This window comes from Paraburkholderia sp. SSBN10T (genome assembly GCF_056619545.1).
In genome coordinates this window covers 59,411-86,100 of sequence record NZ_JBWQQI010000010.1, presented here as the reverse complement: position 1 = coordinate 86,100, position 26,690 = coordinate 59,411, and the positions used below count along the sequence as shown (strand labels likewise).

The window sequence follows — 26,690 nt, the reverse complement described above, 5'->3', positions numbered from 1 at the left end:
CCGCACACGAGATGGGAAAAACACGTGCCGGCGCCAAAGTGCCGCAAGTTTAGGAGCGGCGAAAAAACACGTCAAGAAAGGTCAAGCACGCCAGTTTCCGTACGCTCGCAGACGGATCGAAGGGCAATTGAGCGCTACGTTGCAGCCGTTTCGGCAGCGGAAGTCTGCACAAAGCGATGCTGTTACGTCTCGAAACGAGACAATTGTCGGAACCTGCGACATTCCGCGCTAAAATGCCATGTCTTTAGAGGACGCAGCACATGCTCACCGAACTCGAAACACTTTCACAGAATATCGGCAGGCTGATTGCGATCAGCCAGCGTCACAACGAAGCGCGTCAAGCACTCGAAACCCAGCTCGCACAAGTGCGCGCCGAGGCCGAGGCTACCCGTGCCGAACTCGCACAGATGCGCGAAGAGCGCGATGCGCTGCAAGCCGAGCGCGACGCCCTGTCGGCCAAGATCGACGACGCTCAGGTGCGCCTGAATGCGATCCTCGAAAAATTGCCGCGCGCACGCGCGCACAACGAGCCGGACAACCAGCTCGATCTGCTCGAGGCAGCACCGCAGGAAGAAGCGGCCGATAACGCCGTTACCCGCCACGGAGAAAACGCATGACCACCAAGCAGATCGAAGTATCGATTCTCGGCCAGCCCTATCGTCTCGCCTGCTCGCCGGAAACCGAAGCTGCGCTGCTCGAAGCGGTGGCACGCGTCGACGCCGAGATGTCGAAGATCCGCGCGCACAGCAATGTGCGCGGCGTCGATCGCATCGCGGTGATGGCTGCGTTGTCGCTGGCATCGGAACTGCTTAAGCTGCAAGCAAGCGTGCGGCACGGAGAAGCATTTCCCGCCGAGGAAATCCGGCGTACAATGCATCAAATGAACGAACAGCTAGGTACTGTGATTCAACAGTACAGCATGCAGTAAAAAGGTTTAAAGTAGCTGCACGGCCAATTTCGAATTCACGCATAGCACGCGGTCCCGTTTCAGAAGCAGCAACAAGGGACCTTCAAGCGTTTGAATTCAATCAGTTTAGCTTCCCTGCCTGGTTCGCCAAGGTCATATATTCCTTGAACCAATGCCATGTGCACGGTTGCGGAAATTTGTAGCACGGGTGTGCGCGTCACTCTGTCTGATGTACCCGAAGTGCTGCTAACTGCGACCAATTCTGAACCTCAGGTTCAGGATGCCGGCCTAGCGGCTAAGGCGGGGACCTTATCAAACGGCATCGGACTGGAGTCCGGTGCCGTTTTTCTTTTGGTCTATGCTTTGGAGTCTGCGTTTTTGCGACTACACTTTTAGGCCTTGATTTACGGCGTTTTCTCTTTCTTTTCAACGTTCAATTCGATTCATGCGCTACTGGCTAATGAAGTCCGAACCGGACGAAGCAAGCATCGACCACCTCGCCAACGCACCACAACGCATCTTGCCGTGGACGGGCGTGCGCAACTATCAGGCGCGCAATTTCATGCGCGACATGATGCAGGTCGGCGACAAGGTCCTCTTCTATCATTCGAGCTGTCCTGAACCGGGCATCGCCGGTCTGGCCGAAGTGGCGTCGACGCCCTACCCCGACCCCACGCAGTTCGACGCAAAAAGCCCGTACTACGATCCGAAATCGTCCCCCGAGACACCGCGCTGGGTGCTCGTCGATGTCGTGTTCAAGAAGAAAGTCCCGCTGATTCCGCTTGCCGCGCTGCGCGAGCATGCCGAGCTCGCGGACATGCGCGTGCTCGCGAAGGGCAACCGGTTGTCGATCACACCGGTCACCGAAGCCGAGTGGCGCTTCATCACCAAGCACCTCGTTTGACTGCGCGCGGCGCGCACGGGCGCACCTGGACCAGGCTCTAACGCCACGCTCGCGGCCGGGCGGGTAGCCTCGCGTCGTGGCAAGCCAATTGTCAAGTTGGGGAACCAAGGCGGGAGTGGGTACGCCTAAATAGGTCACAAGCGCGGGCCACAATCGTGACTGGCAAGCGGCGTGCCATCGGGTAGAACGACCCATCCCGATGTCGAGCATCGCGTCGCATGAAGCCCGCACACAGTCATCGCGCATAACCTGCTCAAGCAAGGAGTCTAATAATGAAGCAAAAAACCGCATGTGCCATCGCACTCGCCATGGCTCTCGCCACTCCATTGGCCTTCGCCTCGGCCGCTGCCCACGCGCAGGGTGTCACGCAAGCCGAACCGGCCGGTGTGCTGTCACTGAACGCACAAGCCAGTGCCGAGGTTCCGCAAGACGTAGTGAACATCACGCTGTTCTACGAACAGGAAGCGAGTGATCCGTCGGCCCTCACCAGCACGCTCAACCAGCGCGCCGACGCAGCGCTGCGTCAGGCCAAAGGCGTAAGTGGCGTCACCGCCCGCACCGGTGCGTTTGCGATCTATCCGTCAACCGATCGCGATGGCCGGATCTCCGCATGGCGCGGCCGCACAGAAATGGTACTCGAATCGCATGATTTCGCGGCGGCCTCGAAGCTGGCCGGCGAGATGGCGTCGAACATGCAGGTCGGCAGCGTGCAGTTCTCGCTGTCGCCGGAAGCGCAGCGCGCCGCCGAACAGAAGCTCACCGGCGAAGCGATCGCCTCGTTCCGCAAGCAGGCCGGCGCTGCCGCCCAGGCATTCGGCTATGGCGGCTATTCGATCCGTGAAGTGAACGTTGGACAGAACGGCGTAATGCCGCGTCCCATGATGATGAGCGCTCGCGCGATGGGAGCCGATGCCAAGGCTGCCGCACCGCTGCCGCTCGAAGCCGGCACCTCGACGGTCACGGTGAATGTGTCGGGTTCGGTACAGATGAAGTAACGAGGAAGTCCTGCTTTGCGGGGCCAGCGGTGCTCGTGTGCAACCTGCTTCGAGCTCCCCATGTGACCCGCACCACGCAAAAAAGCCACGGCATGCCGTGGCTTTTCTTTCTCGACGCGGCCCGGATCAGTTCGCGCCGACTGCCTTGACCGCTTCGCGGCCACGGCGCCGGTACGCCCACACCAGCATGCCCACGCCGACGATGATCATCGGCAGCGACAGCCACTGCCCCATCGAGAGCCCCATGGCCAGCAGACCGAGGAAATCGTCAGGCTCGCGGGCGAATTCCACCGTAAAGCGCGCGAGGCCGTAGCCGATCAGGAACACCGCGGAAATGGCGCCGAGCGGACGTGGCTTGCGCGAGAAGAACCACAGCACGAAGAACAACGTGATGCCTTCCAGCGCAATCTCATACAGCTCCGACGGATGACGCGGCAGCATGTGATATTGGGCGAAGATCTCGTTCAAATGCCATTTCGCCGCCAGTTCCGGATGGCGCGAGAGCCAGATGGCGTCGTCGTTCGAGGCGCCTGGGAACATCATCGCCCACGGCGCGTTCGGGTCCGTCACGCGCCCCCACAGCTCGCCGTTGATGAAGTTGCCGAGGCGGCCGGCCGCAAGCCCGGTGGGCACCATCGGTGCGACGAAATCGGTGACCTGCAGCCACGAGCGCTTGCGTTGCCAGGCGAACAGCACCATCGCGAGCGTGACGCCGAGGAAACCGCCGTGAAACGACATGCCGCCTTCCCACACCTTGAAGATGTCGAGCGGATGCGCGAAGTAGTAGTCCGCCTTGTAGAACAGCACGTAGCCGAGGCGACCGCCGAAAATGGTGCCGAGCACGCCGTAAAACAGCATGTCGTCGATATCCTTGGCGCTCCAGCCTTGCGCCGCAACGTACGGCAAACGCAAGCGCAGCCGGCCGACGACGATCGCCATGATGAATGCCACCAGGTACATCAGACCGTACCAGCGTACGGCGAGCGGCCCCAGGTGGATCGCGATCGGGTCGAAATTGGGATGAATGTGCATCGTGTTGTTATGGGCAGTTCAGGTTCAAAAAGCGGCTTCGATAAAGCTCAGCGGGTTGGCGTTGGACGGCGCGCCGCGCGATGCGTTCGCAGAGGCGCGCAAAAAGGCGCAGTGTAAACCGCTCAGCTTTCACCCGCCGCGCACCGGTGTTGCTGCGCGCGCCTCGACGGTGGCCGCATGCGCACGGACGATGTCGATAAACCCGGCCAGCACCGGACTCACCTGCGCCGTGCGCCAGACGAGCCCCGTTTCGATGGCGGGCACCGATTCGCGCAGCGGCCGGTACACCACACCGGTGCGGCGCAGGTTACGCAGCGATTGCGGCACGAGTGCGACACCCATGCCCGCCGAGACAAGACTCACGATCGTCTGCATCTGGATCGCTTCCTGGACAATGCGCGGCGTGAGGCCGGCCACGCCGTAGCAATCCATAATGATGTCATAAAAGCCTGGCGCCAGACGCCTCGGGAAGATCACAAGCGGTGCGTCGGCGAGATCGCGCAAGCTGACCGGCGCGTCGCGCCACTCGGCGCCGGCCGCCGTGCCGTCGTCGTGTCCCTGCCCTTCGACACGCGCCGCCAGCTCCGACGACATCGCAATCACCAGCGGCTCGCGGGAAATCGGCAACCACGACAATTGCGCCGCATGACGCGGCGGCAGCGGCGCAATGACCAGACCCGCGTCGATACGGCCAGCCACCAGTTCGTCGATCTGCACGTCGCTGGTGGCCTCGGTCAGTTGCAGCCGCACGCGCGGATGACGGGCGCCGAAGTCTCGCAACAGCAAGGGCAGCAGGCCATAGTCCGCGGTGGACACGAAGGCCAGCGACAACACCCCCGCCTCGCCGCGCGCGAGACTTTGCGCCAGCGGCCGCAGCGCTTCCGCGCCGGCGAGCAGGCGCCGCACTTCAGGCAACAGGTCGGCGCCGACCGGGGTCAGTTCGACCGAGCGCTTGGTGCGCGCGAACAGCGCGACGCCGAGCGTCTCCTCGAGTGCGCGGATGGCCTGTGACAACGGCGGTTGCGTCATCGACAGACGGGCGGCGGCATGGCCGAAGTGCTTTTCTTCGGCCACGGCGATGAAATAGCGCAACTGGCGCAGATCGGGCGTGATAGGTAGCATGATTGATATATTTTACGACCTAATAAGTCAAAAATAATACATTGGACGCACAGGCCGAGAAACGACATCCTTGTGCGACGTGCTACCGCCTAAACTGGTCAGGACAGCGCCGGAACTGACTGAAGGCGCCGGAATCCACCTGAGCCGGAGCTAGCACAGGCGAGCCGGCCCAGAGCGGCCCGCGCCGGCACCGCGATCAAAACACAACGGAGGCCCCATGCCGTACAACCGACGTTCGAAGAACATCACGCAAGGCGTCGCACGCTCACCGAACCGTTCGATGTATTACGCCCTCGGCTATCAGAAGGAAGACTTCGACAAGCCGATGATCGGCGTCGCCAACGGCCATTCGACGATCACGCCGTGCAACGCCGGCCTGCAGCGCCTCGCCGATGCAGCGGTCGCCGCCGTCAAGGGCGCCGACGCGAACCCGCAGATTTTCGGCACGCCGACGATCTCCGACGGCATGTCGATGGGCACCGAGGGCATGAAGTACTCGCTGGTGTCGCGCGAAGTGATCGCCGACTGTATCGAGACCTGCGTGCAGGGCCAGTGGATGGACGGGGTAGTCGTGATCGGCGGCTGCGACAAGAACATGCCGGGCGGCATGATCGGCCTCGCGCGCATGAACGTGCCGGGGATCTACGTGTATGGCGGCACGATCCGTCCGGGCAACTGGAAGGGCACCGACCTGACCATCGTCTCGTCGTTCGAAGCAGTGGGCGAATTCACGGCCGGCCGGATGTCGCAGGAAGATTTTGAAGGGATCGAAAGGAACGCGTGTCCGTCGACGGGTTCGTGCGGCGGGATGTACACCGCCAACACGATGAGCTCGTCGTTCGAGGCGCTGGGCATGTCGCTGCTGTACTCGTCGACGATGGCCAATCCCGATCAGGAAAAAGTGGCTTCGGCGGCCGAATCGGCGCGCGTGCTGGTCGAAGCGGTCAGGAAGGATCTGAAGCCACGCGACATCATCACCAAAAAGTCGATCGAAAACGCGGTGGCCGTGATCATGGCCACGGGCGGCTCGACCAACGCCGTGCTGCACTTCCTCGCCATCGCGCATGCGGCCGAGGTGGAATGGAGCATCGAAGACTTCGAGCGCATGCGCAAGAAGGTGCCGGTGATCTGCAACCTGAAGCCGTCGGGCCAGTACGTGGCGACCGATCTGCACAAGGCCGGCGGCATTCCGCAAGTCATGAAGATCCTGCTCGACGCGGGCCTCCTGCATGGAGACTGCATCACCATCACCGGCAAGACCATCGCCGAAGAACTGAAGGACGTGCCAGGCAAGCCGCGCGCCGACCAGCAGGTGATCTTTCCGATCGAACAGGCGCTCTACAAGGAGGGCCACCTCGCGATCCTGAAGGGAAACCTGGCCACGGACGGCGCTGTCGCCAAGATCACCGGCCTGAAGAATCCGGTCATTACCGGGCCGGCCCGCGTGTTCGACGACGAGCAAAGCGCACTGGAAGCCATTCTGGCCGACAAGATCAAGGCGGGCGACGTGGTGGTGCTGCGCTACCTCGGCCCGAAGGGCGGCCCCGGCATGCCGGAAATGCTCGCGCCGACTTCGGCGATCATCGGCAAGGGGCTCGGCGAAACCGTCGGCCTGATCACCGACGGCCGCTTCTCCGGCGGCACATGGGGCATGGTGGTCGGTCACGTCGCGCCGGAAGCGTTCGTGGGCGGCACGATTGCGCTCGTACAGGAAGGCGACTCGATCACCATCGATGCACATAAGCTGCTGCTGCAACTGAACATCGACGATGCCGAACTGGAACGCCGCCGCGCCGCATGGCAGCAACCGAAGCCGCGTTATACGCGTGGCGTGCTGGCCAAGTACTCGGCGCTGGCGCTGCCGGCCAACAGGGGGGCGGTGACGGGCTAAAACTATTTAGCAAGCACAAAGGGGCGCACGGAAAACCGTGCGCCCCTTTCCTTTTATAATGCTTGCACCACGAGTCGGGCACCTGCACCGACGGAGACCAGTATGAAAACAATGTCGTATGCAGCACTGGCGCTTGCGGCAGCTCTCGCGATCCATGTTCCGGCGCGGGCTGAATCGGCGCCGGGCCTCGTCCTCGCGCAGCGGCAGAACTGCATGAGCTGCCACTCGGTGAACCGTCCATTCATGGGGCCAGCGTTGCATGACGTCGCCGCCAAATACGCTTCACGCGCCGACGCGGAAGCCTACCTCGCCCATAAGATCATCGACGGCAGCACGGGCGTATGGGGTCAAGTGCCGATGCCCGCAAACACCCAACTCACGCCCGATCAGGCCGCCACCTTGGCCGGCTGGATCCTGACGCTGAAATAAGGGCGCGCTCAGGGCTCGCTCAATGCTCTTTGGAGCGCCGCGCCAGCTCTTCTTCGACCGCTTCCCGCACCCAGCCGGTCATCTCCGTCTCCAGCGCCAGCGCGACTTCCCGCGTAATCTGGTTGACCAGCCACGTGGTGTGGTCCTGCAGCGCATCACGGCAACGCGCCTCGATCACGGCGCGCCCTTCCCCCGTCAGGTAGCTGGCAAAACGCCCACGCAGACGCTCGGCCAACACGTCGGCGTCGAGATTGGCGCCCGGCGCTGCGGACACGGCCTGCGCACGGGAAAAGTGGAACGCCGACCCGGGTTCGAACGGCGCTGACTCCGGCGCCTTGACCTGTTCGTCCGCCGCAGGCGGCTCCGGCAGTTCGGACGCCTGCACCTGGGCAGGCGTAACGGGATGGACGGTTACCCCTTCCGCCGGCTCCGCAGCCTGGGCTTGAGTCTGGTCCGGACCCTGCGGCGCACGCGCTTGCTCGGGCTTGCCCGGCACGAGAATCTCTTGCAGGACCGGAATCGAGGTATCGAAAGTAGTATCGGACGAATCGGGCACGAATAGACTCCGTCGATGAATCGGGCGATGACGCGCCAGCCTCCCATGTAACAGGCCAGCCCGGACAGCGGCGGCCGGCAGCCGTCAAACCCGGGACACGGCGACGCTAGCCGCCCTGCTTGTAGTTGTTTAGAGCATAGCCGCGATCGCGGTAGAAGCGATAGCGTTCGCGGCCCGCAGCCAGCTCGTCTTGTGCGTTACCGACCACTTCCAGCAATCGTTCGAAGCGCGCGAACTGCGCCGGCACCTCGGCGCCCAGATTCAGCAGCACCTGGTAGTGCGGCACGTTGTCGAGACTGGCGGCCAGCACGATCGGCGTTTGCGCGGCGAGCGGACTGTCGGCGTAGCAGTGCGGCACGAAGTCGAGTGGCGAAAAGCTCCACAAGCGCTCGTCGAACGCGCGCAGCCGCGGCGGCTCGGCCAGCACGATAGTGGGCTGGCCGGCCTGGTACGCTTTGCGTACCAGGCGGCACGCGTACAACAGCGAATCGCCGACGTTCGAGTGAAAATCGATTCTCGTCATCGGCGGCTCCACCTCATCGCATCAATCAGCGCATCGGTACTGCGATGGGTCATTGTGCAGCGCGACCGTCAGCGGCCCTATCGATCAGGAACTGCGACAGGAGCGGCACCGGACGCCCCGTTGCACCCTTCGCCGTACCGCTCTTCCATGCCGTGCCGGCGATGTCGAGGTGAGCCCACGGATACGCTTCGGTAAAGCGCGACAGGAAGCACGCCGCCGTGATGCTGCCCCCCGGACGGCCGCCGATGTTGGCCAGGTCCGCGAAGTTCGACTTCAACTGCTCGTGATATTCCTCGTCGAGAGGCATGCGCCACGCCGGATCGGACGCTTCGCGCGAAGCGTCGAGCAGCTCGCCCGCCAACGCGTCGTCTTTCGAGAACAGGCCGCTGTTGTGATGGCCCAATGCGATTACGCAAGCACCGGTCAGGGTAGCCACGTCGATCACCGCTGCCGGCTTGAAGCGTTCCGCGTAGGTCAGCGCGTCGCACAGGATCAGGCGCCCTTCGGCGTCGGTGTTCAGCACTTCGATCGTCAGGCCCTTCATGCTGGTGACGATGTCGCCCGGCTTGGTGGCGTTGCCGGCCGGCATGTTCTCGCAGGTCGGCACGATCACCACCAGGTTGATCTTCAGGCCCATTTCCGCGACGGCGCGCATCGTGCCGAGCACCGAGCCTGCACCCAGCATGTCGTACTTCATCTCGTCCATGCCTTCACCCGGCTTGAGCGAAATGCCGCCGGTGTCGAACGTGATGCCCTTGCCGACCAGCACGATCGGGGCAGCCTTGGCGGCGCCGCCCTGGTACTGCAGGACGATGAACTGGGGCGGTTCGACCGAGCCGCGCGTGACGGACAGGAACGAACCCATGCGCAGCGCTTCGAGCTGCTTCTGGCCCAGCACTTCGACCTTCAGCTTCCAGTCTTTGGCGAGCTTCCTGGCGGTGTCGGCAAGGTATGCCGGAGTGCAGACGTTGCCCGGCAGGTTGCCCAGGTCGCGCGTCAGATCCATGCCGTTCGCAAGCGCGCCGCCTTGCTTGGCGGCGACCTTGGCCAGTTTCTCGTCGCCCGTGTTGACGCTGAAGACGATGCGCTTGAGCGCCTTCGGGGTGGTATCCGGCTTGCTCTTCATCTGCGTGAACTTGTACGACAGCTCGCGCAGCGCGAGGATGGCCGTGCGCACGCCCCAGTCGGACGAGCGTTCGAGGATGGGCAGTTGGGCCAGCGTGAAAGTGACCTGGACGATCTTGGTGGCCAGAATGGCGCGCCAGGCGGCCCGCACGGCGTCGCCGTAGGCTTTCTGATTGAAGGCATCCTGCTTGCCGAGGCCAACCAGCAGGACGCGCGAAGCACCGATACCGGACACTTCGTGCAGGAACAGGGTGGTGCCGCTCTTGCCGTCCATGTCACCGGCTTTGATGATACGGGTCAGGAGACCCTTGGTGGCCGCATCGATCTCCAGTGCGGCACCCGACAGCGTTTGCGACTCGAAAATGCCGATCACGATGCAGTCGGACTTCCCAGTCAGGAACCCGTTTGACGAGCCTTTGCTCCAATCACAGGCTTTTATGCTAAAGTCCATCGCGCTTGTCCTCGGATAAAATCTGGGCTTAGGATGAAAGCCGCAATTATCCGCTATTTTTCCCGCGGCGGCTGCACGGGGGCTGATGGGATCGACCCGCACGCACCCGAAGGCACGCACTCTCTTCATCAACAATGATCTTTGAACGCTCTCTCCAGCGCGAACTCGCGTACACGGCTGGTGCCGTGTTCATGGTTCTCCTGACGCTCGTGCTGACGACGATGATGATCCGGATCGTCGGCTTCGCCGCCTCCGGGGAGATCGACCCACGCGACGTGCTGGTCCTGATCGGCCTGACCGTGATCGGCTATCTGGCCATCATGCTGGTCGCGACCCTGTTCGTGTCGATCCTGTTCGTCCTGACGCGCTGGTACAGAGACTCCGAAATGGTCGTCTGGCTGGCCTCGGGCGTGAGTCTCACGCGCTTCATCAAGCCGATCGGCGTGTTTGCGACGCCCATCATCATCCTCATCATGTTCTTCGTGTTCGTCGGCTGGCCGTGGTCGAACCAGCAGAACAAGCTGATCCGCGCGCGCTTCCAGCAGCGCGACGAGGTTTCGCTGCTGGCGCCGGGCCAGTTCCGCGAATCGGCCGTGAGCCACCGGGTGTTCTTCATCGAAAAGATGTCGCCCGACCAGTCGCGCGTGGAAAACGTCTTCGTGACCAGCACCGAAAACGGCAAGGTCAACGTGGTCGTGTCGAAGACCGGCCACACCGAGACGCGCAAGAACGGCGACCGCTTCGTGGTGCTCGAAAACGGCCGCCGTTACGACGGCGAGCCGGGCAAACCCGATTTCCGCATCATGGAGTTCGAACGCTACGGCGTGAAGATCCAGAGCCAGCCGGTCGTCAGTACGCCCAGCACCACCGGCACGCCGACGCTCGAACTGTTCCGCAACCCGACCCGCGACAACCTCGCCGAGTTTGCATGGCGCGCGGGCTTGCCGCTGATTGCGATCAACCTGATGCTGCTGGCCATACCGCTCGCTCACCAGAATCCGCGGCGCAGCCGCACCATCAACCTGGTGATGGCGGTGCTGATTTATCTGACGTATTCGAACCTGTTGAACGTTGTACAGTCGTGGATCGAGCAGGGCAAGATGTCGTTCCCGGTCGGCCTGATCGGGCTGCACGTGATCGTGGCGGGAGTCGTGGCATTCATTTTCTGGCTGCGCGTGCGCAATCGGCCGCTGTTTTCGCGGGCGATGTTCCGCCGTTCGTCGCAGGGAGCCTGACCGATGCGGATCTATGAAAAGTACTTCGCAAGCCAGGTCTACCTTACGTTTCTCTTTGTCCTGTTTGCGTTTTCGGGTCTGTTCTTCTTCTTCGACCTGATCAACGAACTGAACTCGGTCGGCCACGGCAACTACAAGTTCCAATATGCGGTGCTGCGGGTGGCGCTGCAAACGCCGTCGCGCTTCTACGAAATCATTCCGGTTGCCGCGTTGATCAGCGCGATCTACGTATTTGCGCAAATGGCGGCGAACTCGGAGTACACGATTTTCCGGGTATCGGGTCTCGCGACGAACCAGGCACTGCGCTCGCTGCTGAAGATCGGCGTTCCGCTGGTGATCCTGACTTACATCATCGGCGAGGTGGTCGGACCGTACACGGATCAGTTGTCGGAGCGCGTGCGGCTGGAGGCGTTGGGTTCGGCGGTGTCGACCAACTTCGAGTCGGGCGTATGGGTGAAGGACACGCTGACGGCACGTGCGGACGGCGAGCAGGTGACGCGCTTCGTGAACGTCGGCAAGCTGCTGCCGGATGCGACGATTACGGACGTGCGGATCTACGAATTCGATTCGAAGTTCCGCCTGTCGAACGTACGGATTGCGCAGAGCGGCAAGTACCAGCCGCCGGGGCACTGGTTGCTGAAGGACGTGACCGATACGCAATTGCTCGACGTGGCGCCGGCGGCGAACACGCCGAAGGACGCGCTGAATCCGGTGTACCGCGCGAACCAGACGACACTGCCGGAGTATTCGTTGCGCTCGGAACTGACGCCGCAGATTCTCTCGGTGCTGCTGGTGTCGCCGGACAATATGTCGATGTTCAACCTGTTCCGCTATATCGAGCATTTGCAGCAGAATCATCAGGACACGCAACGGTATGAGATTGCGCTGTGGCGCAAGCTGCTGTATCCGTTTGCGGTGTTGGTGATGCTGGTACTTTCGTTGCCGTTTGCGTATCTGCATACGCGAGCGGGCGTGGTGGGTGTGAAGGTGTTTGGCGGGATCATGCTGGGGATGAGTTTCCAGTTGTTCAACACCTTGTTCTCGCACATGGGTATGTTGAATACCTGGCCTGCGCCTTTGACTGCGGCTACGCCTGGGTTGGTGTATCTGGTGCTCGGGTTGGTTGGGTTGAAGTGGGTCGACCGGCATTAGGAGTTTCGCCATGGCCTTGCATGGGATTGTGCTTTTTGGGCATGGGGCGCGGGATCCTCGTTGGGCTGAGCCGTTTGAACGGCTGGCTGACAAGGTGCGGGCGGCTCATGGCGCCGCCGGGCCTGTTGCGTTGGCGTTTCTGGAGTTGATGGAGCCGGATTTGCCTACGGCTGTGGGTGAGCAGGTTGCTCTGGGGTGTTCGGCTGTTACTGTCGTGCCCGTGTTTTTTGGGCAAGGTGGGCATGTTAGGCGGGATTTACCTGCGGTGCTCGAGGTTTGTCGTGATGCGCATCCTGGGGTTCAGGTTCTTTGTTCCACTGCTGTGGGGGAAGACGATTCTGTGCTCGATGCTGTTGCTCTTTATTGCCTTCGGCAAGTGAAGGTTTAGGGTTTTGCCTGCGGCACCTTGTTGTTTGGTGGTTTGCCTACGGCGTTGGCCCTTCCTTGTTTTCTTATCGGTCTATTGGCGTTGCCCCTGTGCGGGGCGGCACCTACTTTTCTTTGCCGCCGCAAAGAAAAGTAGGCAAAAGAAAGCGGGCTGACAACCGCTAGCCCGTAGGTGTCCGCCACTCAAGCCACCACGGAATGGTCCGCACGAGGACCTGCCCTCGCATCTCCCCCGCTAGTGACAAAGCGCTCATCCACCCCACTCTGCACTACGTGCGTCGCGGATGGGTATGCTTGGGAAAGCGGGTTTGCCTAGGCTCGCAGTAAAGGAGCCAGCGGGGCTGTTGTACCAGAAGCGCTCACAACACAGGCGGCAGGCGGCAGGCGGCAGGCGGCAGGCGGCAGGCGGCAGGCGGCAGGCGGCAGGCGGCAGGCGGCAGGCGGCAGGCGGCATCAGATTATAGAAAACCGGCAAGCCAAAATAGTTAGAATATCTACAGAATTTGCAGAAGGCGTTATGCCCGACGGCGGGGCGCGCAGCGCAACGCTGGAACGGATGAGTGCTTTGTCACCAGGTAGGATGGCGCGAGGGCCGGTCTTCGTGCGGACCATTCCGTGCTGATTTGAGCGGTGGACATCTACGGGCTAGCGGTTGTCAGCCCGCTTTCTTTGCTTACTTTCTTTGCGGCGGCAAAGAAAGTAAGTGCCGCCCCGCACAGGGGCAACACTAATAAACCAATAACACAGCAAGGAAAGGCCAACACCGCAGGCAAACAACCAAACAAGCCGTCAGCAAGACCCCACGCCTGGACAGGCAACACCCTCTTTATGCCGCACTAAGCACCACATCCAGAGAAGCAGCAACACCCTTCTCCCCTTCCCGCGCAGCAAAAGCATCCCCAATCATCAAAAGACTAGGCTGCGAAGCATCAAGCCACTGCTGCGCCTCACCGCCAGCAAGATCAGAAAGCGTAAGCGTGAGCATCCTCTCCCGAACCGTGCTGCAAGCCTCAACAATAGCGACAGGCGTATCGCCACCACGCCCAGCATCAATAAGCTGCTGCGCAATCTCAGGCCCACTATCCCGACCCATGTAAAACACCAGCGAATCGGCATTCACCTGCTCGCGAATCGCCTCTGTATCGACCGCGCGGCTATGAGTCGCCAGCGCAACACTGCGCGACACCCCACGCAGCGTCAAAGACCGCCGCAAAGAGGCCGCGCTGGCCAGCGCAGCGGTAATCCCAGGCACAACCTCATACTCGATCCCAGCAGCCTCAAGCGCCCTCATCTCCTCATCGGCGCGCCCGAACAACATCGGATCCCCGCCCTTGAGGCGAACCACAACAGCATGATCCTGCGCCGCATCCACAATCTGCTTGTTGATGAACTGCTGCGCCGTCGATAGCTGACCGCATCGCTTACCCACCGCAATCTTGTGCGCATGCGGCGCATACTCGAGCATCGCCGGCTCGACCAGTGCGTCGTGCAGCACCACATCCGCCAGGCCAAGCAGCCGCGCGCCCCGAACCGTGATGAGATCCGCGGCCCCCGGCCCTGCACCGATCAGATACACCTTACCCATTTGCCTCAACCCCATTCGTCCGGTTCGTGTCACAACCAATGGCCCAAGTGCGCGCGTCAATCTCTGAGCCGGTCCTGCCTTCAGCCCTAAAGCTAAACCCTCAAGCCGAAAACGCCCGGATCATCCCCGCCGCCACCGTATGGTGCGTCGCTTCGTCGATCAGCACGAATGCCCCCGTGCCCTGGTGCGAATCATACACGTCGCACACCACCGGCTTTTGCAGCGTCAATGCCACCCGGCCAATGTCGTTCATCGTCAGATCGTGGCGGTCCGTCGCGTGCGACAGCGTATGTACATCCAGCACCTGCTTGATCGCGCCAATACGGGCAAACACCGTGTTCGTGGTCTGCTTCAGCAGATACTTGCGTTGCGTCGACAAAGGCGTGTCGTCGAACCAGCACAGGTCCGCTTCCAGCTTCCTGGCCGGTTCCGGCGCGGCCTCGCGCAGCACGAACGTATCGCCGCGCGAAACATCCACGTCTTCCGCCAGGCGAATCGTCACCGTCTGGCCCGCGTACGCGCGATCCACCTGGGCCGTGCCGCCCGGGACCGGCGCGATGATTTCCGCCACCGTCGCTTCGCGGTTCGCCGGCAGCACCACGATCGTGTCGCCCACTTTCACTTCGCCCGCTTCGATACGGCCCATGTAGCCGCGGAAATCGTCCGCCTGGCTGCCGTCCTGACGCGCGACCCACTGCACCGGGAAGCGCAGCGCCTGGCCCGTCGGAATCTCCACCGGCAGCGCTTCAAGCAGGTCCAGCAGCGGCTCGCCGCCGTACCATGGCATGCGTTCGCTCAGCGTCACGATGTTGTCGCCCTTCAGTGCCGACACCGGCACGAAGCGCACATCGGTCAAGCCCAACTGACGCGCGAGTTCGACGTACGCATCGCGGATTTCGTTGAAACGCGTTTCGCTGTAGTCGACCAGGTCCATCTTGTTGATCGCCACAATCACGTGCTGCAGGCCAAGCAGTTTGACGATCGCGCTATGGCGCTTGGTCTGCGGTAGCAGTTGCGCCACGCCGTCTTCGAACGTGACACGCGTCGCATCGACCAGGATGATCGCTGCGTGCGCCGTCGATGCGCCCGTCACCATGTTGCGCGTGTACTGTTCGTGTCCCGGCGTATCCGCGATGATGAACTTGCGCTTCGCGGTCGCGAAGTAACGGTAGGCCACGTCGATCGTGATGCCCTGCTCGCGCTCGGCCTCGAGGCCGTCGGTCAGCAGCGAGAGGTCGATTTCGTCGCCCACGGTGCGCTTGTTCTTGGCGCGCGACAGTGCCGACAACTGGTCTGAAAGCACTGCCTTGCTGTCGTACAGCAGACGCCCGATCAGCGTGCTCTTGCCGTCATCCACGCTACCTGCAGTAATGAAACGCAGCACGCCGAGGTCTTCCGGTTGATGAATGCTCATGATGTTCCTACCCTCGTGTGCTTAGAAATAACCTTGCTTCTTACGCTGTTCCATCGCGGCTTCGGAGACCTGATCATCCATCCGCGTCGCGCCGCGTTCCGTGATTTCGGTCACGGCCGTTTCGGCGATGATCTTCTCGAGATCGTCGGCGTCGCTTTCCACCGGGCAGGTGCAACTGATGTCGCCCACCGTGCGGAAACGCACCTGCGCCACCTCGCTGGTCTCGCCTTCACGAATCGGCGTCAGCGGCGTGACCGGCACCAGCAGACCATTGCGGCGCACGATCTCGCGTTGATGCGCGTAGTAGATCGACGGCAGTTCGAGCTGTTCGCGGGCGATGTACTGCCAGACGTCCAGTTCGGTCCAGTTCGAAATCGGGAACACGCGCAGGTGTTCGCCGTTGTGCAGACGCGCGTTGTACAGGCTCCACAGTTCCGGGCGCTGCGCCTTCGGATCCCATTGGCCGAACTCGTCGCGAAACGAGAAGATCCGCTCTTTTGCGCGAGCCTTTTCTTCGTCGCGGCGGGCGCCGCCGATCAGCGCGGTAAATTCGTGCTCGGCGATCGTTTCGAGCAGCGTGACCGCTTGCGCCGCATTGCGCGAATCCGTCTCGCGGCGCAGGCGCACGGTGCCGCGCTTGATCGAATCTTCAACGTGGCCGATCACCAGTTCCGCGCCGATTTCTTCCGCACGGCGATCGCGGAAATCGATCACTTCCTGATAGTTATGGCCGGTGTCGATATGGACCAACGGGAACGGCAGCACGGTCTTGCGGTTCGCGCCCAGGCCAAATGCCTTCAAGGCCAGATGCAGCACGACGACCGAGTCCTTGCCGCCCGAGAACAGCAGCGCGGGCTTGCTGCATTCGGCGACCAGCTCGCGCAGGATGTGAATCGATTCAGCTTCGAGCCAGTCGAGGTGATCCATCCGGTTCGCCGTGTTGGTGAGCGGTGCGTTGACAGTGGAATCGAGCGTGGTGCTCATGTTCGGGTCCTTCGTGAGTTCGTTTCGCCGGCGGCTGCCGCGTCACGCAAATATTCTATCGAGAATCGAAATCGGCTTCGGCGTTCAGGCCGAGGCGCCTTCGGTGCTGACCGCGATCGGAATCGTAGTGATGTGCAAGCCGCATTCCTTCGTATCGCGCGACTCCCACCACCAGCGTCCCGCCCGGCTATCCTCGCCGGGCCGGATGGCCCGCGTACACGGCTCGCAGCCGATACTCGGATAGCCGCGCGCATGCAGCGGATTGACCGGCACGTCGAACGCGGTCAGGTAGGCCCACACATCGGCTTCGGTCCAGTCCGTGAGCGGATTGAACTTGGCGATATTACGCGCCGCGTCGTGCTCTTCCTCGTGCAGTTCGGCACGCGTCACCGATTGCTCGCGGCGCTGCCCGGTCACCCAGGCGCTGACATCGGACAGCGCGCGGTTGAGCGGCTCCACCTTGCGGATTTCGCAGCAACGCTTGCGCAGGTCGACGCTTTCGTAAAACGCGTTCAGGCCATGCAAGGCGACGTATTCGTCGACCGTTGCAGCTTGCGGATGAAACTGCTCGATCTCGTAACCGTAGCGCTCGCGCACACGGTCGAGCATGCCCAGCGTTTCCGCGTGCAGGCGGCCAGTGTTCAACGAGAAAATGCCGATCTTCACGTCGCGCGACAGGATCGCGTGCGTGAGCAGCATGTCTTCCGCCGCGAGACTGCTCGCGAGCTTCACCTTGTCGTGACGGGCCGCGATCGAATCGAGCAGCGCATCCAGGCGCTCGATCTTCGCAACCAGTTCGGGCTGGAGAGTGGCAGCGCTGTTCATACCGCGGCCTGCTCGCGAGCCGCAGCCGCTTCACGGCGGCGGAACAGCGGCGACGGGTTATCCACTGCGCCCTGATACTGCACGGTGAATTCGTCGAACGCCTTCAGCGCGTCGTGGATGTCCTTGTCGGCGCGCACGGCATAGGCGTCGAAACCGCAGCGGAACATGAACGTCAGTTGATCGCGCAGCACGTCGCCGATGGCGCGAATCTCGCCCTTGTAGCCGTAGCGCTCGCGCAGCAGGCGCGCGATGCTGAAGCCGCGGCCGTCGCGGAACACCGGGAAGTCCACTGCGATCAGCGCAATCGCGTCGAAGTCGCCCACGATATCTGCCGGTTCGCTGTCCGGTGCGAGCCACACCGCGATGTCAGCGGCGCTGCGCGAAGCCGTCAGCGCGTCGCGCTCGGCCTGCCACAGCGCCAGCGGCACAATGATCTTGCCGGCCGGCAGCGCATCCACCGCGGGCAAGGCGCCGTCTTCCGCTGCACGCACGACTGTCCAGTCGTCGTTGACGATCGCGCGGTTCTTGATGATAGAAGTCATCTGTTCAATATCCTTTGTCGCGGTTACGCGTGAGCCGGTTGACGCGATGCATACACGCGTTCCTTGAACGGGGTAATGCCGATCCGGTTGTACGTTTCGATGAAACGCTCGCCTTCGATGCGGTTCTCGACAAACGTATCGATCACCTTCGACATCACGTCCGGCATCTCTTCCGCCGCGAACGACGGGCCGATCACTCGGCCGACATGCGCGCCAGTTGCGCCGGTTCCCTGCTCGCCGCCGAGCGTCACCTGATACCACTCCGAGCCGTCCTTGTCGACGCCCAGAATGCCGATATTGCCGACATGGTGGTGGCCGCAGGCGTTGATACAGCCCGAAATGTTCAGCGACACGTCGCCGAGGTCATACACGTAATCCAGATCGTTGAAGCGTTCCTGAATCGCCAGCGCAATCGGAATCGACTTCGCGTTTGCCAGCGAGCAGAAATCGCCGCCCGGGCAGGCGATGATATCGGTCAGCAGGCCGATATTCGGCGTCGCAAAACCCTGCGCCTTGGCCTCGCCCCACAGTTCGAACAGATCGCGCTTCTTCACGTTCGCGAGAATCAGGTTCTGTTCGTGCGAGACGCGAATCTCGCCGAGCGAGTACTTGTCGGCCCAGTCGGCCACGGCTTCCATCTGGGCGTCCGTAGCATCGCCGGGGGCGATCGTGGTCGGCTTCAACGACAGCGTCACCGAAGCATAACCCGCCACTTTGTGGGGACGCACATTGCGTTCGACCCAGCGGGCGAAGCCGCGGTTTTCCAGCAGATGCTTTTCGAACGAGGCATCCGTATCCGGCAGCTTTTCATACTGCGGCGGCTGGAAGTATTGCGAAACACGTTCGAGTTCGGCTTGCGTCAGCGTCGACGGGCCGTCCTTCAGGTGCTGCCATTCCTCTTCGACCTGCGCCGAAAACTTCTCCGGAGAGAGCGCCTTCACCAGAATCTTGATGCGCGCCTTATAGATGTTGTCGCGGCGGCCGTAGCGGTTATACACGCGCAGCACGGCTTCGCAGTAGGTCAGCAGATGCTGCCACGGCAGGTCGCGGCGGATGATCGCGCCGATGAGCGGCGTGCGGCCCATGCCGCCGCCGGCCAGAATGTCGACCACCAGTTCGCCCTGCTCGTTCTTCTTCAGGTACACACCCAGATCGTGGATCTGCACGGCAGCGCGGTCTTCCTTCGAACCGGACACGGCAATCTTGAACTTACGCGGCAGCCAGGCGAATTCGGGGTGGAACGTCGACCATTGACGCAGGATTTCGGCCCACGGACGCGGATCGACGACTTCGTCCGGCGCCACGCCGGCGAACTGATCGGCGGTAATGTTGCGAATGCAGTTGCCCGAGGTCTGAATGCCGTGCATCTGCACCGAAGCGAGTTTGGCAAGGATTTCCGGCGTTTCTTCGAGCTTGATCCAGTTGTACTGGATGTTCGAGCGCGTCGAAAAGTGGCCGTAGCCGCGGTCATGCTCGCGGGCGATCCGGGCCAGCATGCGCATCTGGTCGCTGCGCAGGTTGCCGTAAGGAATCGCAATGCGGTGCATGTATGCGTGACGCTGCATGTACAGGCCGTTCTGCAGGCGCAGCGGACGGAACTCCTCTTCGCTCAATTCGCCAGACAGCCGGCGCCGAACCTGGTCGCGGTACTGCGCAACGCGTTCGTCAACGATGGTCTGGTCGTACTGATCGTATTGGTACATTCGGGGACCCCAGGGTTTGCGTTACACGCCGCGCTCCGGTTGCGCCGCGCAAGGATTCCAGTGTTTGCCACTGCGGTCGAGCGGAACCTTTCAGACCCTCCGCTCATTTGCTAATGACAAAAACAGATATCCATATTGAAAAAGATGGGGAAATCGTAATAAACTCGCCTTATATTTCAAACGACTAAAAAATTCTTTTGATATGCGCAGAGGTTATATATGAACCTGCACCAATTCCGCTTCGTGCGCGAAGCCGTGCGGCAGAACTTCAACCTCACCGAAGCCGCCAAGGCGCTGTATACAAGCCAGCCTGGCGTCTCGAAGGCCATCATCGAGCTCGAGGACGAGCTTGGCGTCGAAATCTTCACGCGGCACGGCAAACGCGTGCGCTCGCTGACCGAGCCGGGGCGCATTATCCTCGCCTCGGTCGAAAGGATCCTGCAGGAGGTCGAGAGCCTGAAACGCGTCGGCAAGGATTATGCTGCGCAGGATCAGGGCAACCTCGTGATCGCGGCCACCCACACCCAGGCCCGCTACTCGCTTCCGGCCGCCATCGCCGAATTCAAGAAGCGCTTTCCCAAGGTTCACCTTTCGATTTTGCAAGGTAGCCCGACTCAGGTGGCCGAAATGGTGATCCACGACCAGGCGGATCTGGCTATCGCCACCGAAGCGATCGCTAACTATAAGGAACTGGTCTCGCTACCCTGCTTCCAATGGCACCACGTCGCCGTGATGCAGCCAGATCATCCGCTGCTCGACCGCAAGCTGCTGTCGCTCGACGATCTGACCCAATATCCGCTGATTACGTATGACAACGCATTTGCGGGCCGCACCAAGATCAACGAGGCGTTCCGCTTGCGCGGGCTGTCGCCGGACATCGTGCTCGAAGCGATCGACGCCGATGTGATCAAGACCTACGTCGAGCTGGGCCTGGGCGTGGGCATCATGGCCGACATCGCCTTCAATGCCGAGCGCGACCGCCATCTGCGGGCCATGCCGGTCGGCCACCTGTTCGGCAGTAATGTGACGCGGGTCGCGCTCAAGCAGGGGGCGTATCTGCGCAGCTATGTATATACGCTCGTCGAACTGCTCTCGCCGAGCATGAACCGCAAGCTGATCGAACAGGCCCTCAAGGGCGAACACGAAAGCTACGAGCTTTGAAACGCATTCCTCGGGGCCAGCTCATTCCGCCGTCATGGTTGTTCGATCAGGCCCTTACAGCGCGTTTTTTGAGCCGCTTCAATTTCCGCTTTCCGCTACGGAGACCTCCGATGACGTCGTATAAAAAGACCCTGCGCGGCATGGCCGTGCTCGGGGCACTGCTTGCGGCCACGGCTGCGCACGCCGATCTGAAAGTCGGCATCGACCTGTCGAGCACCGGCCCGGCGGCCGTGATCGGCATTACGAGCAAGAACGCCATGCTGATGTGGCCGGACACGATCGCCGGCCAGAAGGCGGACTACATCGTCCTGGACGACGGTTCGGACCCGGGCGCGGCCGTGCGCAACATCCATAAGCTGATCAACGAAGACCACGTCGACGTGATCGTCGGACCGAATATCACGCCGGCTGCGATGGCTGCTTTGGACCCGGTTGCGGAAAGCCAGACGCCGATGATCACGCTGGTCGGCTCGGCGAGTGTCGTCGAGCCACAGGAAGGCAAGCGCGTCTGGGCCTTCAAGATGGCGCAGACCGATAGCGCCATGGCCGATGTGATGACGCGCTACATGTCGAACCACAACGTCAAGACGGTGGGGTTCATCGGCTTCGCGGACGGCTACGGCGAAAGCTGGCTCAATGAGTTTTCGAAGTTCGCCGCGCTGCGACACATCCAGTTGGTCGCGACCGAGCGCTTTAACCGCACCGACGCGAGCGTCACGGGGCAAGTGCTGAAGGTGATGGCGGCCAAGCCCGACGCGATCCTGATCGCGGGCGCGGGGACGCCAACCGTGTTGCCGCAACGCACGTTGATCGAACGTGGCTTCAAAGGCCCGATTTACCAGACGCACGGCATCGCAACGCCGGAGTTCATCAAGCTCGGCGGCAAGGATGTCGAAGGCACGCTGTTTCCGACGCAACCTGTCGTGGTGGCGCGCAGCTTGCCGGCCGATCATCCGGCGAAGAAGGCAGCGCTCGCGTTCGTGAACGCGTATGAGGCGAAGTACGGACCGGGTACGGTGACACAGTTCGCCGGCGATGCGGCCGGCGTCTACCCGCGGCTGCAGGATGCGGTGGCGCGAGCGCTGAAGACCGCGCAACCGGGCACGCCGGCGTTTCGCAGCGCGCTGCGCGATGAACTGGAGCACGCGCATGAACTCGTCGTGCCGAACGGCGTGGTCAACACCAGCGCCAGGGATCACGTCGGGCTCGATCAGCGCGCGAGCGTGATGGGGATCATCAAGGATGGGAAGTTTACGTATTTGAGCCAGTAAGTTGAGTCACTAAGTTGAGTCACTAAAGGCGGCGGACCGCAGCCGGCATTCGAAGCTCGCGGCCCGCCTCGTCAGCGAACCACGCGCGGACTATACGTTGTTGTTACAGTAGTGGTCTTTCCCTCCGGCAGTCCTCATCATGCGCACCACTCGAGCCATCCACGCCGTCGAGCGGCTGAAAACCCGCAGCGGCAATCCGCAGTTCGCGGCGATCAGCCTGTCCGGCGGCCTGTTTTACCTGGTCGACAAATCGGGCGGCGCCGACAAGAAAGTCTCCGACCCGTTGCCGCTCGACGATTTCGTCAAGTTCGTCGACGCCTTCGGCCCGCCGAAGCCGCGTAAGGCAAGCAAGCTCGATCTCGCGTTCGAAGAGCAGATCAGGAAGAGCAAGGGTCGCGACGAAGCTTGAACGGGTGCTGGCCAAGCGCCTACCGGCACAACGGCGGCGCCCGATGCAACGCCTCGTTCTCGATGATATTGACGCCGCGCGTATCGGCGCTGAGCACCTCGGTCACCAGCGCCCGCGCCACCCGCTCCACCGAGACAGAACGCCACTTGAGCGGCAGATACACCCCAAGGTGCCGCGCGATGCTCTCCAGCGGCCGGCTCTCGATACGCTCGCCCATCAGGAACGACGGCCTCACGATCGTCAGGGTCGGATAATCGAGTTTCTTCAGCCCTTCCTCCACATTCCCTTTGACGCGACTGTAAAAAGTCCGGGCATGCGGATCGGCGCCGATTGCGCTGACAATCGCAAAGTGCGACGCACCGTGGCGGCGCGCGATGCCCGCAATCCGCAGCGGGTACTCGTAATCCACCTTGCGGAACGCGGCTTGCGAGCCCGCGGTGCGGATGGTGGTGCCGAGCGCGCAGATGACCGCATCGACATCGAACACCTCCGAATCCGCATCGGGCCAGTCGTAGTCGATCAGATGCTCGACGACCCGATTGGTCGCGTTCAGCCCCGTCACAGCCGCCCCTGAGGCGCGGCGCACCAACTGGTGAACCTCGCTGACGCGGTCGTCGCGGGCGAGCAAACGCAGGCATGCGCTGCCGACGAGGCCCGTGCCGCCGAGCAGCAGGACGCGCTGTTTACGAATGACGCTGGACTGGCGGGACGCGAGAGGAGTCGACATGCGTGAGTCCGTCAAAAGGGGCACCGCCGCATCTTACCGCGTCGGCCCGACGCTTACCCGACCCGCACTTCCTGCAGTTGTCCAGCGGCCGCGCTGCTCGCGAGTACCGCTTCGATGAAGTGCAAACCCGCCACGCCGTCGTCGACGGTCGTCAGAAGGCGGCTTTGCGGCGGCAGCGGCCGCCCGGCATTCAACGCCTCGATCTGCAGCGCCGCGTCGGTATAGAGTTGCGCGAACGCCTCCAGGTAGCCTTCGGGGTGCCCGGGCGGCACGCGCGTCGCATGGGCGGCGACCGCGCTTCGTACCCGGCCACGGGTGAGCCGCTGCGCGAGACCGCCAAGCGGCGTGAACCACAACTCGTTGGGGTTCTCCTGATCGAAGGCGAGACCCGCTTTCGTGCCGTACACGCGCAGCCGCAATGCGTTCTCGGCGCCGCTCGCCACCTGGCTTGCCCAGAGCATGCCGCGTGCGCCGTTTTCGTAGCGCAGCATCGCCTGCACGTGGTCGTCGACGCGGCGGCCCGGCACGAAGGTGTGCAGTTCGGCCACCAGCCATTTAGGCTGCATCCCGGTCACAAACGCGGCCAGGTGATACGCATGCGTGCCGATATCGCCGAGACAGCCTGCCGGGCCGGCCTGCGACGGATCGGTGCGCCAGCCGGCCTGCTTGTTGGCGCCGCTCGTCTCGATCGGCTCCGCGAGCCAGTCCTGCGCATATTCGACCTGCACCACGCGCACCTCGCCGAGCTCGCCGGCCTCGACCAGTTCGCGCGCATGGCGCACCAGCGGATAACCGGAATAGGTATGCGTGAGCGCGAACAACCGATTCTTCTGCCGCGCGAGCTTCGCCAGGGCCTGCCCTTCGGCGAGCGAGACGGCGAGCGGCTTGTCGCAGATCACGTGGATCCCGGCTTCGAGAAACGCCGTGGCGACCGGCGCGTGCAGATGATTGGGCGTGACGATCGCCACCGCGTCTATCCCATCGTCCTGACGCGCGGCTTCCGCTTGCGCCATCTCGCGCCAATCCGCGTAGCTGCGGGCAATGCTCGCTTCCGCGGCGCTGGCCGCGGCCCGCTGCGGATCGGACGACAACGCGCCCGCCACCAGTTCGAAGCGATCGTCGAGGCGCGCGGCGATCCGATGCACCGCGCCGATAAAGGCGCCCTGTCCGCCGCCGACCATGCCCAGGCGTAACTTTCGTGTCATGTAAGAAGCTCCTTTGCGCCACGTGCTCAGAGGCCCAGCACGCGCTTCAGTTGCGCCGTATCGACGCCACTGCCGGCGAAGTCGTCGAATGCATGTTCGGCGACGCGAATGATGTGACGGCGAATGAACGCCGCGCCCTCGCGCGCGCCATCTTCCGGATGTTTCAACGCACATTCCCACTCGAGCACTGCCCAGCCTGGATAATCGTATTGCGCCATCTTCGAGAAGATCGCGCCGAAGTCGATCTGCCCGTCGCCGAGCGAGCGGAAGCGGCCCGGACGCTCGGTCCAGTCGCTGTAGCTGCCGTACACACCGGCCCTGCCGGTTGGACGAAACTCCGCATCCTTGACGTGGAAGGCCTTGATGCGTTCGTGATAGATATCGACGAATGCCAGGTAATCGAGTTGCTGCAGCACGTAGTGGCTCGGATCGAACAGGATGTTCGCGCGGCGCTCGCCGCGGCTTCCGCTCAGGCGCTCCAGAAAGCGCTCGAACGTCACGCCGTCGTGCAGGTCCTCGCCGGGATGCAGCTCGTACGCAACGTCCACGCCCACCTCGTCGAACGCCTCGAGAATCGGCGTCCAGCGGCGCGCGAGTTCATCGAAGGCGGCTTCCACGAGACCTGCGGGCCGCTGCGGCCACGGGTAGATATACGGCCAGGCCAGCGCGCCGGAAAACGACACGTGCGTGTCGAGCCCGAGGCGCCGCGAGGCCTGCGCCGCCAGCTTCAGTTGCCCGACGGCCCACTCGGTGCGCGCCTGTGGATTGCCGCGCACGTGCGGCGCCGCGAAGCCGTCGAACAGCAGGTCATAGGCTGGATGCACCGCCACCAGTTGCCCTTGCAGATGCGTCGCCAGCTCGGTGATCTCAACACCGGCGTCGGCCACGACGCCCAGCAGCTCGTCGCAATACGTCTGGCTCGCCGCCGCCTGTTCGAGGTCGATCAGGCGTGCATCGACCGGAACCTGAATTCCCTCGTAGCCGAGACTGGCGGCCCAGCCGGCGAGGTTCTCCAGCGTGTCGAAGGGCGCTTTGCCGCCCAGGAACTGGGCAAGATAGATCGCCGGCCCCTTGATGGTTTTCATCGTGTCGCTCCTTGCTCAAAACCTGTGCCGCGCGCCGCCGGGCGCGCGGCCCGCCGCACACGCATCAAAACGGCGAATCGGGGAAGTAGTAGTCTTTCGCGTTGTCCTTCGTGACGAGCACCGACGGCACGATCGTCGTCGGCGGCAACCCCTGGCCCTTCAGACGGGCTTCGGCGGTCAGCTTGATCGCGTCGTAGATGAACTTGGGCGAATACGTGACGTCTGCGTTGATGAGCCGGTCGCCGTCCATCACGCGCTTCACCATCTCTTTCGAGCCGGCGCCGCCCAGCACTTCCTTGATGTCCGTGCGCTTCGCCTGATCGATGGCCTTGAGCACACCCACCGACATGTCGTCGTCGGCGGACCAGACCGCGTCGATATGCTTGAAGCGCGTCAGGTAATCCTGCATCACCTTGAACGCGTCGTCGCGATTCCAGTTGGCGTATTTCGCGTCGAGCACCTTCACGCCAGGGCACGCCTTCAATGCGTTGGTGAACGCGCCATAGCGTTCGTTATCGAGTGTGGTCGGGATGCCGCGCAGCGCGACGATATCGCCCTGGCCGTTCAGCGTTTTGCAGAAGTATTCGCCGGCCAGCCTGCCGAACGCCGTGTTGTCGCCCGCCACGTAGGCATCCTGCGCGCTGGTGTCGGTCAGGCCGCGATCCACCACGGTCACATAGATGCCCTTCTTCTTCACCTGCGCTACCGGCTGGGTCAGCGAGGCCGATTCGTGCGGGAAAATCACGAGCGCATTGATCTTGTTGACCGTGACCATGTCCTGCAACTGGTTGGCCTGTTCCGGCGCACTCGCCGAAGTCTTGAGGATCACTTTCAGATCGGGATGCGCCTTCTCCATGTCCTCCTTGGCCTTGCTGGCCCACCAGTCGATGCCGCCGGTAAAGCCGTGATCGGCCGTCGGTATCGCCACGCCCAGCACGACCTTGTCGTCGGCGCGCGCCGCGCCCGCCGTCCCCAGTATCCCCAACGCCAGCACGCCGGCGCCGACCGCTCGAATGACCTGCTTCATGGTTGTGTCTCCAGTTTATGAGGCGCTTTCGGGTGCCCCGGAT

27 protein-coding genes and 1 other RNA gene are annotated in these 26,690 nt (G+C 62.6%); 13 read left to right on the top strand and 15 right to left on the bottom strand.

The features are described from left to right. Positions 1 to 260: 260 nt before the first annotated feature. The 5 genes from AC1ECK_RS17260 (at position 261) to AC1ECK_RS17240 (ending at position 2,806) form a co-directional block, all read left to right on the top strand. Complete coding sequence (locus tag AC1ECK_RS17260) at positions 261 to 617, top strand: ATPase (protein ID WP_480321177.1); 357 nt, start codon at positions 261 to 263, stop codon at positions 615 to 617. Continuing rightward, a complete protein-coding gene (locus AC1ECK_RS17255; protein ID WP_074302088.1) occupies positions 614 to 928 on the top strand; it encodes a cell division protein ZapA in 315 nt (104 codons plus the stop codon). Before AC1ECK_RS17260 ends, AC1ECK_RS17255 begins: the two co-directional genes overlap by 4 nt. 108 nt (positions 929 to 1,036) lie before the next feature. Further along, positions 1,037 to 1,218, top strand: a non-coding RNA gene (gene ssrS / locus AC1ECK_RS17250) — 6S RNA. Between the two features lie 134 nt (positions 1,219 to 1,352). Further along, positions 1,353 to 1,811 carry an EVE domain-containing protein gene (locus tag AC1ECK_RS17245; RefSeq protein WP_480321176.1) on the top strand — a complete coding sequence of 153 codons (459 nt, stop codon included), beginning with the start codon at positions 1,353 to 1,355 and terminating at the stop codon, positions 1,809 to 1,811. A gap of 272 nt (positions 1,812 to 2,083) precedes the next feature. Beyond that, positions 2,084 to 2,806 carry an SIMPL domain-containing protein gene (locus tag AC1ECK_RS17240; protein ID WP_480321175.1) on the top strand — a complete coding sequence of 241 codons (723 nt, stop codon included), beginning with the start codon at positions 2,084 to 2,086 and terminating at the stop codon, positions 2,804 to 2,806. Positions 2,807 to 2,932: 126 nt separating this feature from the next. Here the strand turns inward: AC1ECK_RS17240 and lgt are convergent, their stop codons facing one another. Continuing rightward, positions 2,933 to 3,838, bottom strand: a complete 906-nt coding sequence (gene lgt / locus AC1ECK_RS17235; RefSeq protein WP_480321174.1) for a prolipoprotein diacylglyceryl transferase — start codon at positions 3,836 to 3,838, stop codon at positions 2,933 to 2,935. Positions 3,839 to 3,967: 129 nt separating this feature from the next. Further along, entirely contained in the window at positions 3,968 to 4,960 is a 993-nt protein-coding gene (locus AC1ECK_RS17230; RefSeq protein WP_480321173.1) for a LysR family transcriptional regulator, read from the bottom strand. Between the two features lie 217 nt (positions 4,961 to 5,177). Here AC1ECK_RS17230 and ilvD point away from each other — a divergent pair, with 217 nt between their 5' ends. Both ilvD and AC1ECK_RS17220 read left to right on the top strand, forming a co-directional pair. Next, entirely contained in the window at positions 5,178 to 6,851 is a 1,674-nt protein-coding gene (gene ilvD / locus AC1ECK_RS17225; RefSeq protein ID WP_480321172.1) for a dihydroxy-acid dehydratase, read from the top strand. 102 nt (positions 6,852 to 6,953) lie between these two features. After that, positions 6,954 to 7,280 carry a c-type cytochrome gene (locus tag AC1ECK_RS17220; protein WP_480321171.1) on the top strand — a complete coding sequence of 109 codons (327 nt, stop codon included), beginning with the start codon at positions 6,954 to 6,956 and terminating at the stop codon, positions 7,278 to 7,280. Positions 7,281 to 7,299: 19 nt separating this feature from the next. Here the strand turns inward: AC1ECK_RS17220 and AC1ECK_RS17215 are convergent, their stop codons facing one another. The 3 genes from AC1ECK_RS17215 to AC1ECK_RS17205 form a co-directional block, all read right to left on the bottom strand. Next, positions 7,300 to 7,836, bottom strand: a complete 537-nt coding sequence (locus tag AC1ECK_RS17215; RefSeq protein WP_480321170.1) for a DUF2486 family protein — start codon at positions 7,834 to 7,836, stop codon at positions 7,300 to 7,302. Positions 7,837 to 7,942: 106 nt separating this feature from the next. Next, positions 7,943 to 8,359: a DNA polymerase III subunit chi gene (locus AC1ECK_RS17210; RefSeq protein ID WP_480321169.1), complete on the bottom strand. Its 417-nt coding sequence runs from the start codon at positions 8,357 to 8,359 to the stop codon at positions 7,943 to 7,945. A gap of 49 nt (positions 8,360 to 8,408) precedes the next feature. After that, on the bottom strand, positions 8,409 to 9,935 hold the full coding sequence (locus AC1ECK_RS17205) for a leucyl aminopeptidase (RefSeq protein ID WP_480321168.1): 1,527 nt from the start codon (positions 9,933 to 9,935) through the stop codon (positions 8,409 to 8,411). Positions 9,936 to 10,069: 134 nt separating this feature from the next. On the opposite strand from AC1ECK_RS17205, the gene lptF reads away from it, so the two are divergent. Genes lptF through AC1ECK_RS17190 form a run of 3 tightly spaced genes read left to right on the top strand, consistent with a single transcriptional unit; the run spans position 10,070 to position 12,710 of the window. Continuing rightward, positions 10,070 to 11,170, top strand: a complete 1,101-nt coding sequence (gene lptF, locus AC1ECK_RS17200; RefSeq protein WP_480321167.1) for an LPS export ABC transporter permease LptF — start codon at positions 10,070 to 10,072, stop codon at positions 11,168 to 11,170. A 3-nt stretch (positions 11,171 to 11,173) separates the two neighbouring features. After that, on the top strand, positions 11,174 to 12,322 hold the full coding sequence (gene lptG, locus AC1ECK_RS17195; protein ID WP_480321166.1) for an LPS export ABC transporter permease LptG: 1,149 nt from the start codon (positions 11,174 to 11,176) through the stop codon (positions 12,320 to 12,322). Between the two features lie 10 nt (positions 12,323 to 12,332). Continuing rightward, positions 12,333 to 12,710 (top strand): sirohydrochlorin chelatase, encoded by a 378-nt coding sequence (locus AC1ECK_RS17190; RefSeq protein ID WP_480321165.1) that lies wholly within the window; start codon positions 12,333 to 12,335, stop codon positions 12,708 to 12,710. Between the two features lie 825 nt (positions 12,711 to 13,535). Here AC1ECK_RS17190 and cobA read toward each other — a convergent pair. The 6 genes from cobA to AC1ECK_RS17160 form a co-directional block, all read right to left on the bottom strand. Continuing rightward, positions 13,536 to 14,294, bottom strand: coding sequence for a uroporphyrinogen-III C-methyltransferase (cobA, locus tag AC1ECK_RS17185; RefSeq protein ID WP_480321164.1), 759 nt, complete (start codon positions 14,292 to 14,294; stop codon positions 13,536 to 13,538). A gap of 100 nt (positions 14,295 to 14,394) precedes the next feature. Beyond that, positions 14,395 to 15,708: a sulfate adenylyltransferase subunit 1 gene (locus tag AC1ECK_RS17180; RefSeq protein ID WP_480321163.1), complete on the bottom strand. Its 1,314-nt coding sequence runs from the start codon at positions 15,706 to 15,708 to the stop codon at positions 14,395 to 14,397. Between the two features lie 21 nt (positions 15,709 to 15,729). Continuing rightward, on the bottom strand, positions 15,730 to 16,692 hold the full coding sequence (gene cysD / locus AC1ECK_RS17175; protein WP_480321162.1) for a sulfate adenylyltransferase subunit CysD: 963 nt from the start codon (positions 16,690 to 16,692) through the stop codon (positions 15,730 to 15,732). A gap of 84 nt (positions 16,693 to 16,776) precedes the next feature. Next, a complete protein-coding gene (locus AC1ECK_RS17170) occupies positions 16,777 to 17,517 on the bottom strand; it encodes a phosphoadenylyl-sulfate reductase (protein ID WP_480321161.1) in 741 nt (246 codons plus the stop codon). Beyond that, entirely contained in the window at positions 17,514 to 18,059 is a 546-nt protein-coding gene (locus AC1ECK_RS17165; RefSeq protein WP_480321160.1) for a DUF934 domain-containing protein, read from the bottom strand. Before AC1ECK_RS17165 ends, AC1ECK_RS17170 begins: the two co-directional genes overlap by 4 nt. Before the next feature lie 23 nt (positions 18,060 to 18,082). Next, positions 18,083 to 19,762, bottom strand: a complete 1,680-nt coding sequence (locus AC1ECK_RS17160; RefSeq protein WP_480321159.1) for a nitrite/sulfite reductase — start codon at positions 19,760 to 19,762, stop codon at positions 18,083 to 18,085. Positions 19,763 to 19,981: 219 nt separating this feature from the next. On the opposite strand from AC1ECK_RS17160, the gene AC1ECK_RS17155 reads away from it, so the two are divergent. From AC1ECK_RS17155 to AC1ECK_RS17145, 3 genes are all read left to right on the top strand, one after another. After that, positions 19,982 to 20,923: a CysB family HTH-type transcriptional regulator gene (locus AC1ECK_RS17155; protein ID WP_480321158.1), complete on the top strand. Its 942-nt coding sequence runs from the start codon at positions 19,982 to 19,984 to the stop codon at positions 20,921 to 20,923. Positions 20,924 to 21,033: 110 nt separating this feature from the next. Continuing rightward, positions 21,034 to 22,194 (top strand): ABC transporter substrate-binding protein, encoded by a 1,161-nt coding sequence (locus AC1ECK_RS17150; RefSeq protein ID WP_480321157.1) that lies wholly within the window; start codon positions 21,034 to 21,036, stop codon positions 22,192 to 22,194. 139 nt (positions 22,195 to 22,333) lie between these two features. Beyond that, positions 22,334 to 22,603, top strand: a complete 270-nt coding sequence (locus tag AC1ECK_RS17145; protein ID WP_480321156.1) for a hypothetical protein — start codon at positions 22,334 to 22,336, stop codon at positions 22,601 to 22,603. A gap of 19 nt (positions 22,604 to 22,622) precedes the next feature. Here the strand turns inward: AC1ECK_RS17145 and AC1ECK_RS17140 are convergent, their stop codons facing one another. From AC1ECK_RS17140 to AC1ECK_RS17125, 4 genes are all read right to left on the bottom strand, one after another. Then, on the bottom strand, positions 22,623 to 23,330 hold the full coding sequence (locus tag AC1ECK_RS17140) for an NAD(P)H-binding protein (RefSeq protein ID WP_480321155.1): 708 nt from the start codon (positions 23,328 to 23,330) through the stop codon (positions 22,623 to 22,625). Positions 23,331 to 23,383: 53 nt separating this feature from the next. After that, positions 23,384 to 24,535 carry a Gfo/Idh/MocA family protein gene (locus AC1ECK_RS17135; protein ID WP_480321154.1) on the bottom strand — a complete coding sequence of 384 codons (1,152 nt, stop codon included), beginning with the start codon at positions 24,533 to 24,535 and terminating at the stop codon, positions 23,384 to 23,386. Between the two features lie 26 nt (positions 24,536 to 24,561). Next, positions 24,562 to 25,620 (bottom strand): sugar phosphate isomerase/epimerase family protein, encoded by a 1,059-nt coding sequence (locus tag AC1ECK_RS17130; RefSeq protein WP_480321153.1) that lies wholly within the window; start codon positions 25,618 to 25,620, stop codon positions 24,562 to 24,564. Positions 25,621 to 25,684: 64 nt separating this feature from the next. After that, a complete protein-coding gene (locus AC1ECK_RS17125; RefSeq protein ID WP_480321152.1) occupies positions 25,685 to 26,647 on the bottom strand; it encodes a substrate-binding domain-containing protein in 963 nt (320 codons plus the stop codon). Positions 26,648 to 26,690 lie beyond the last annotated feature (43 nt).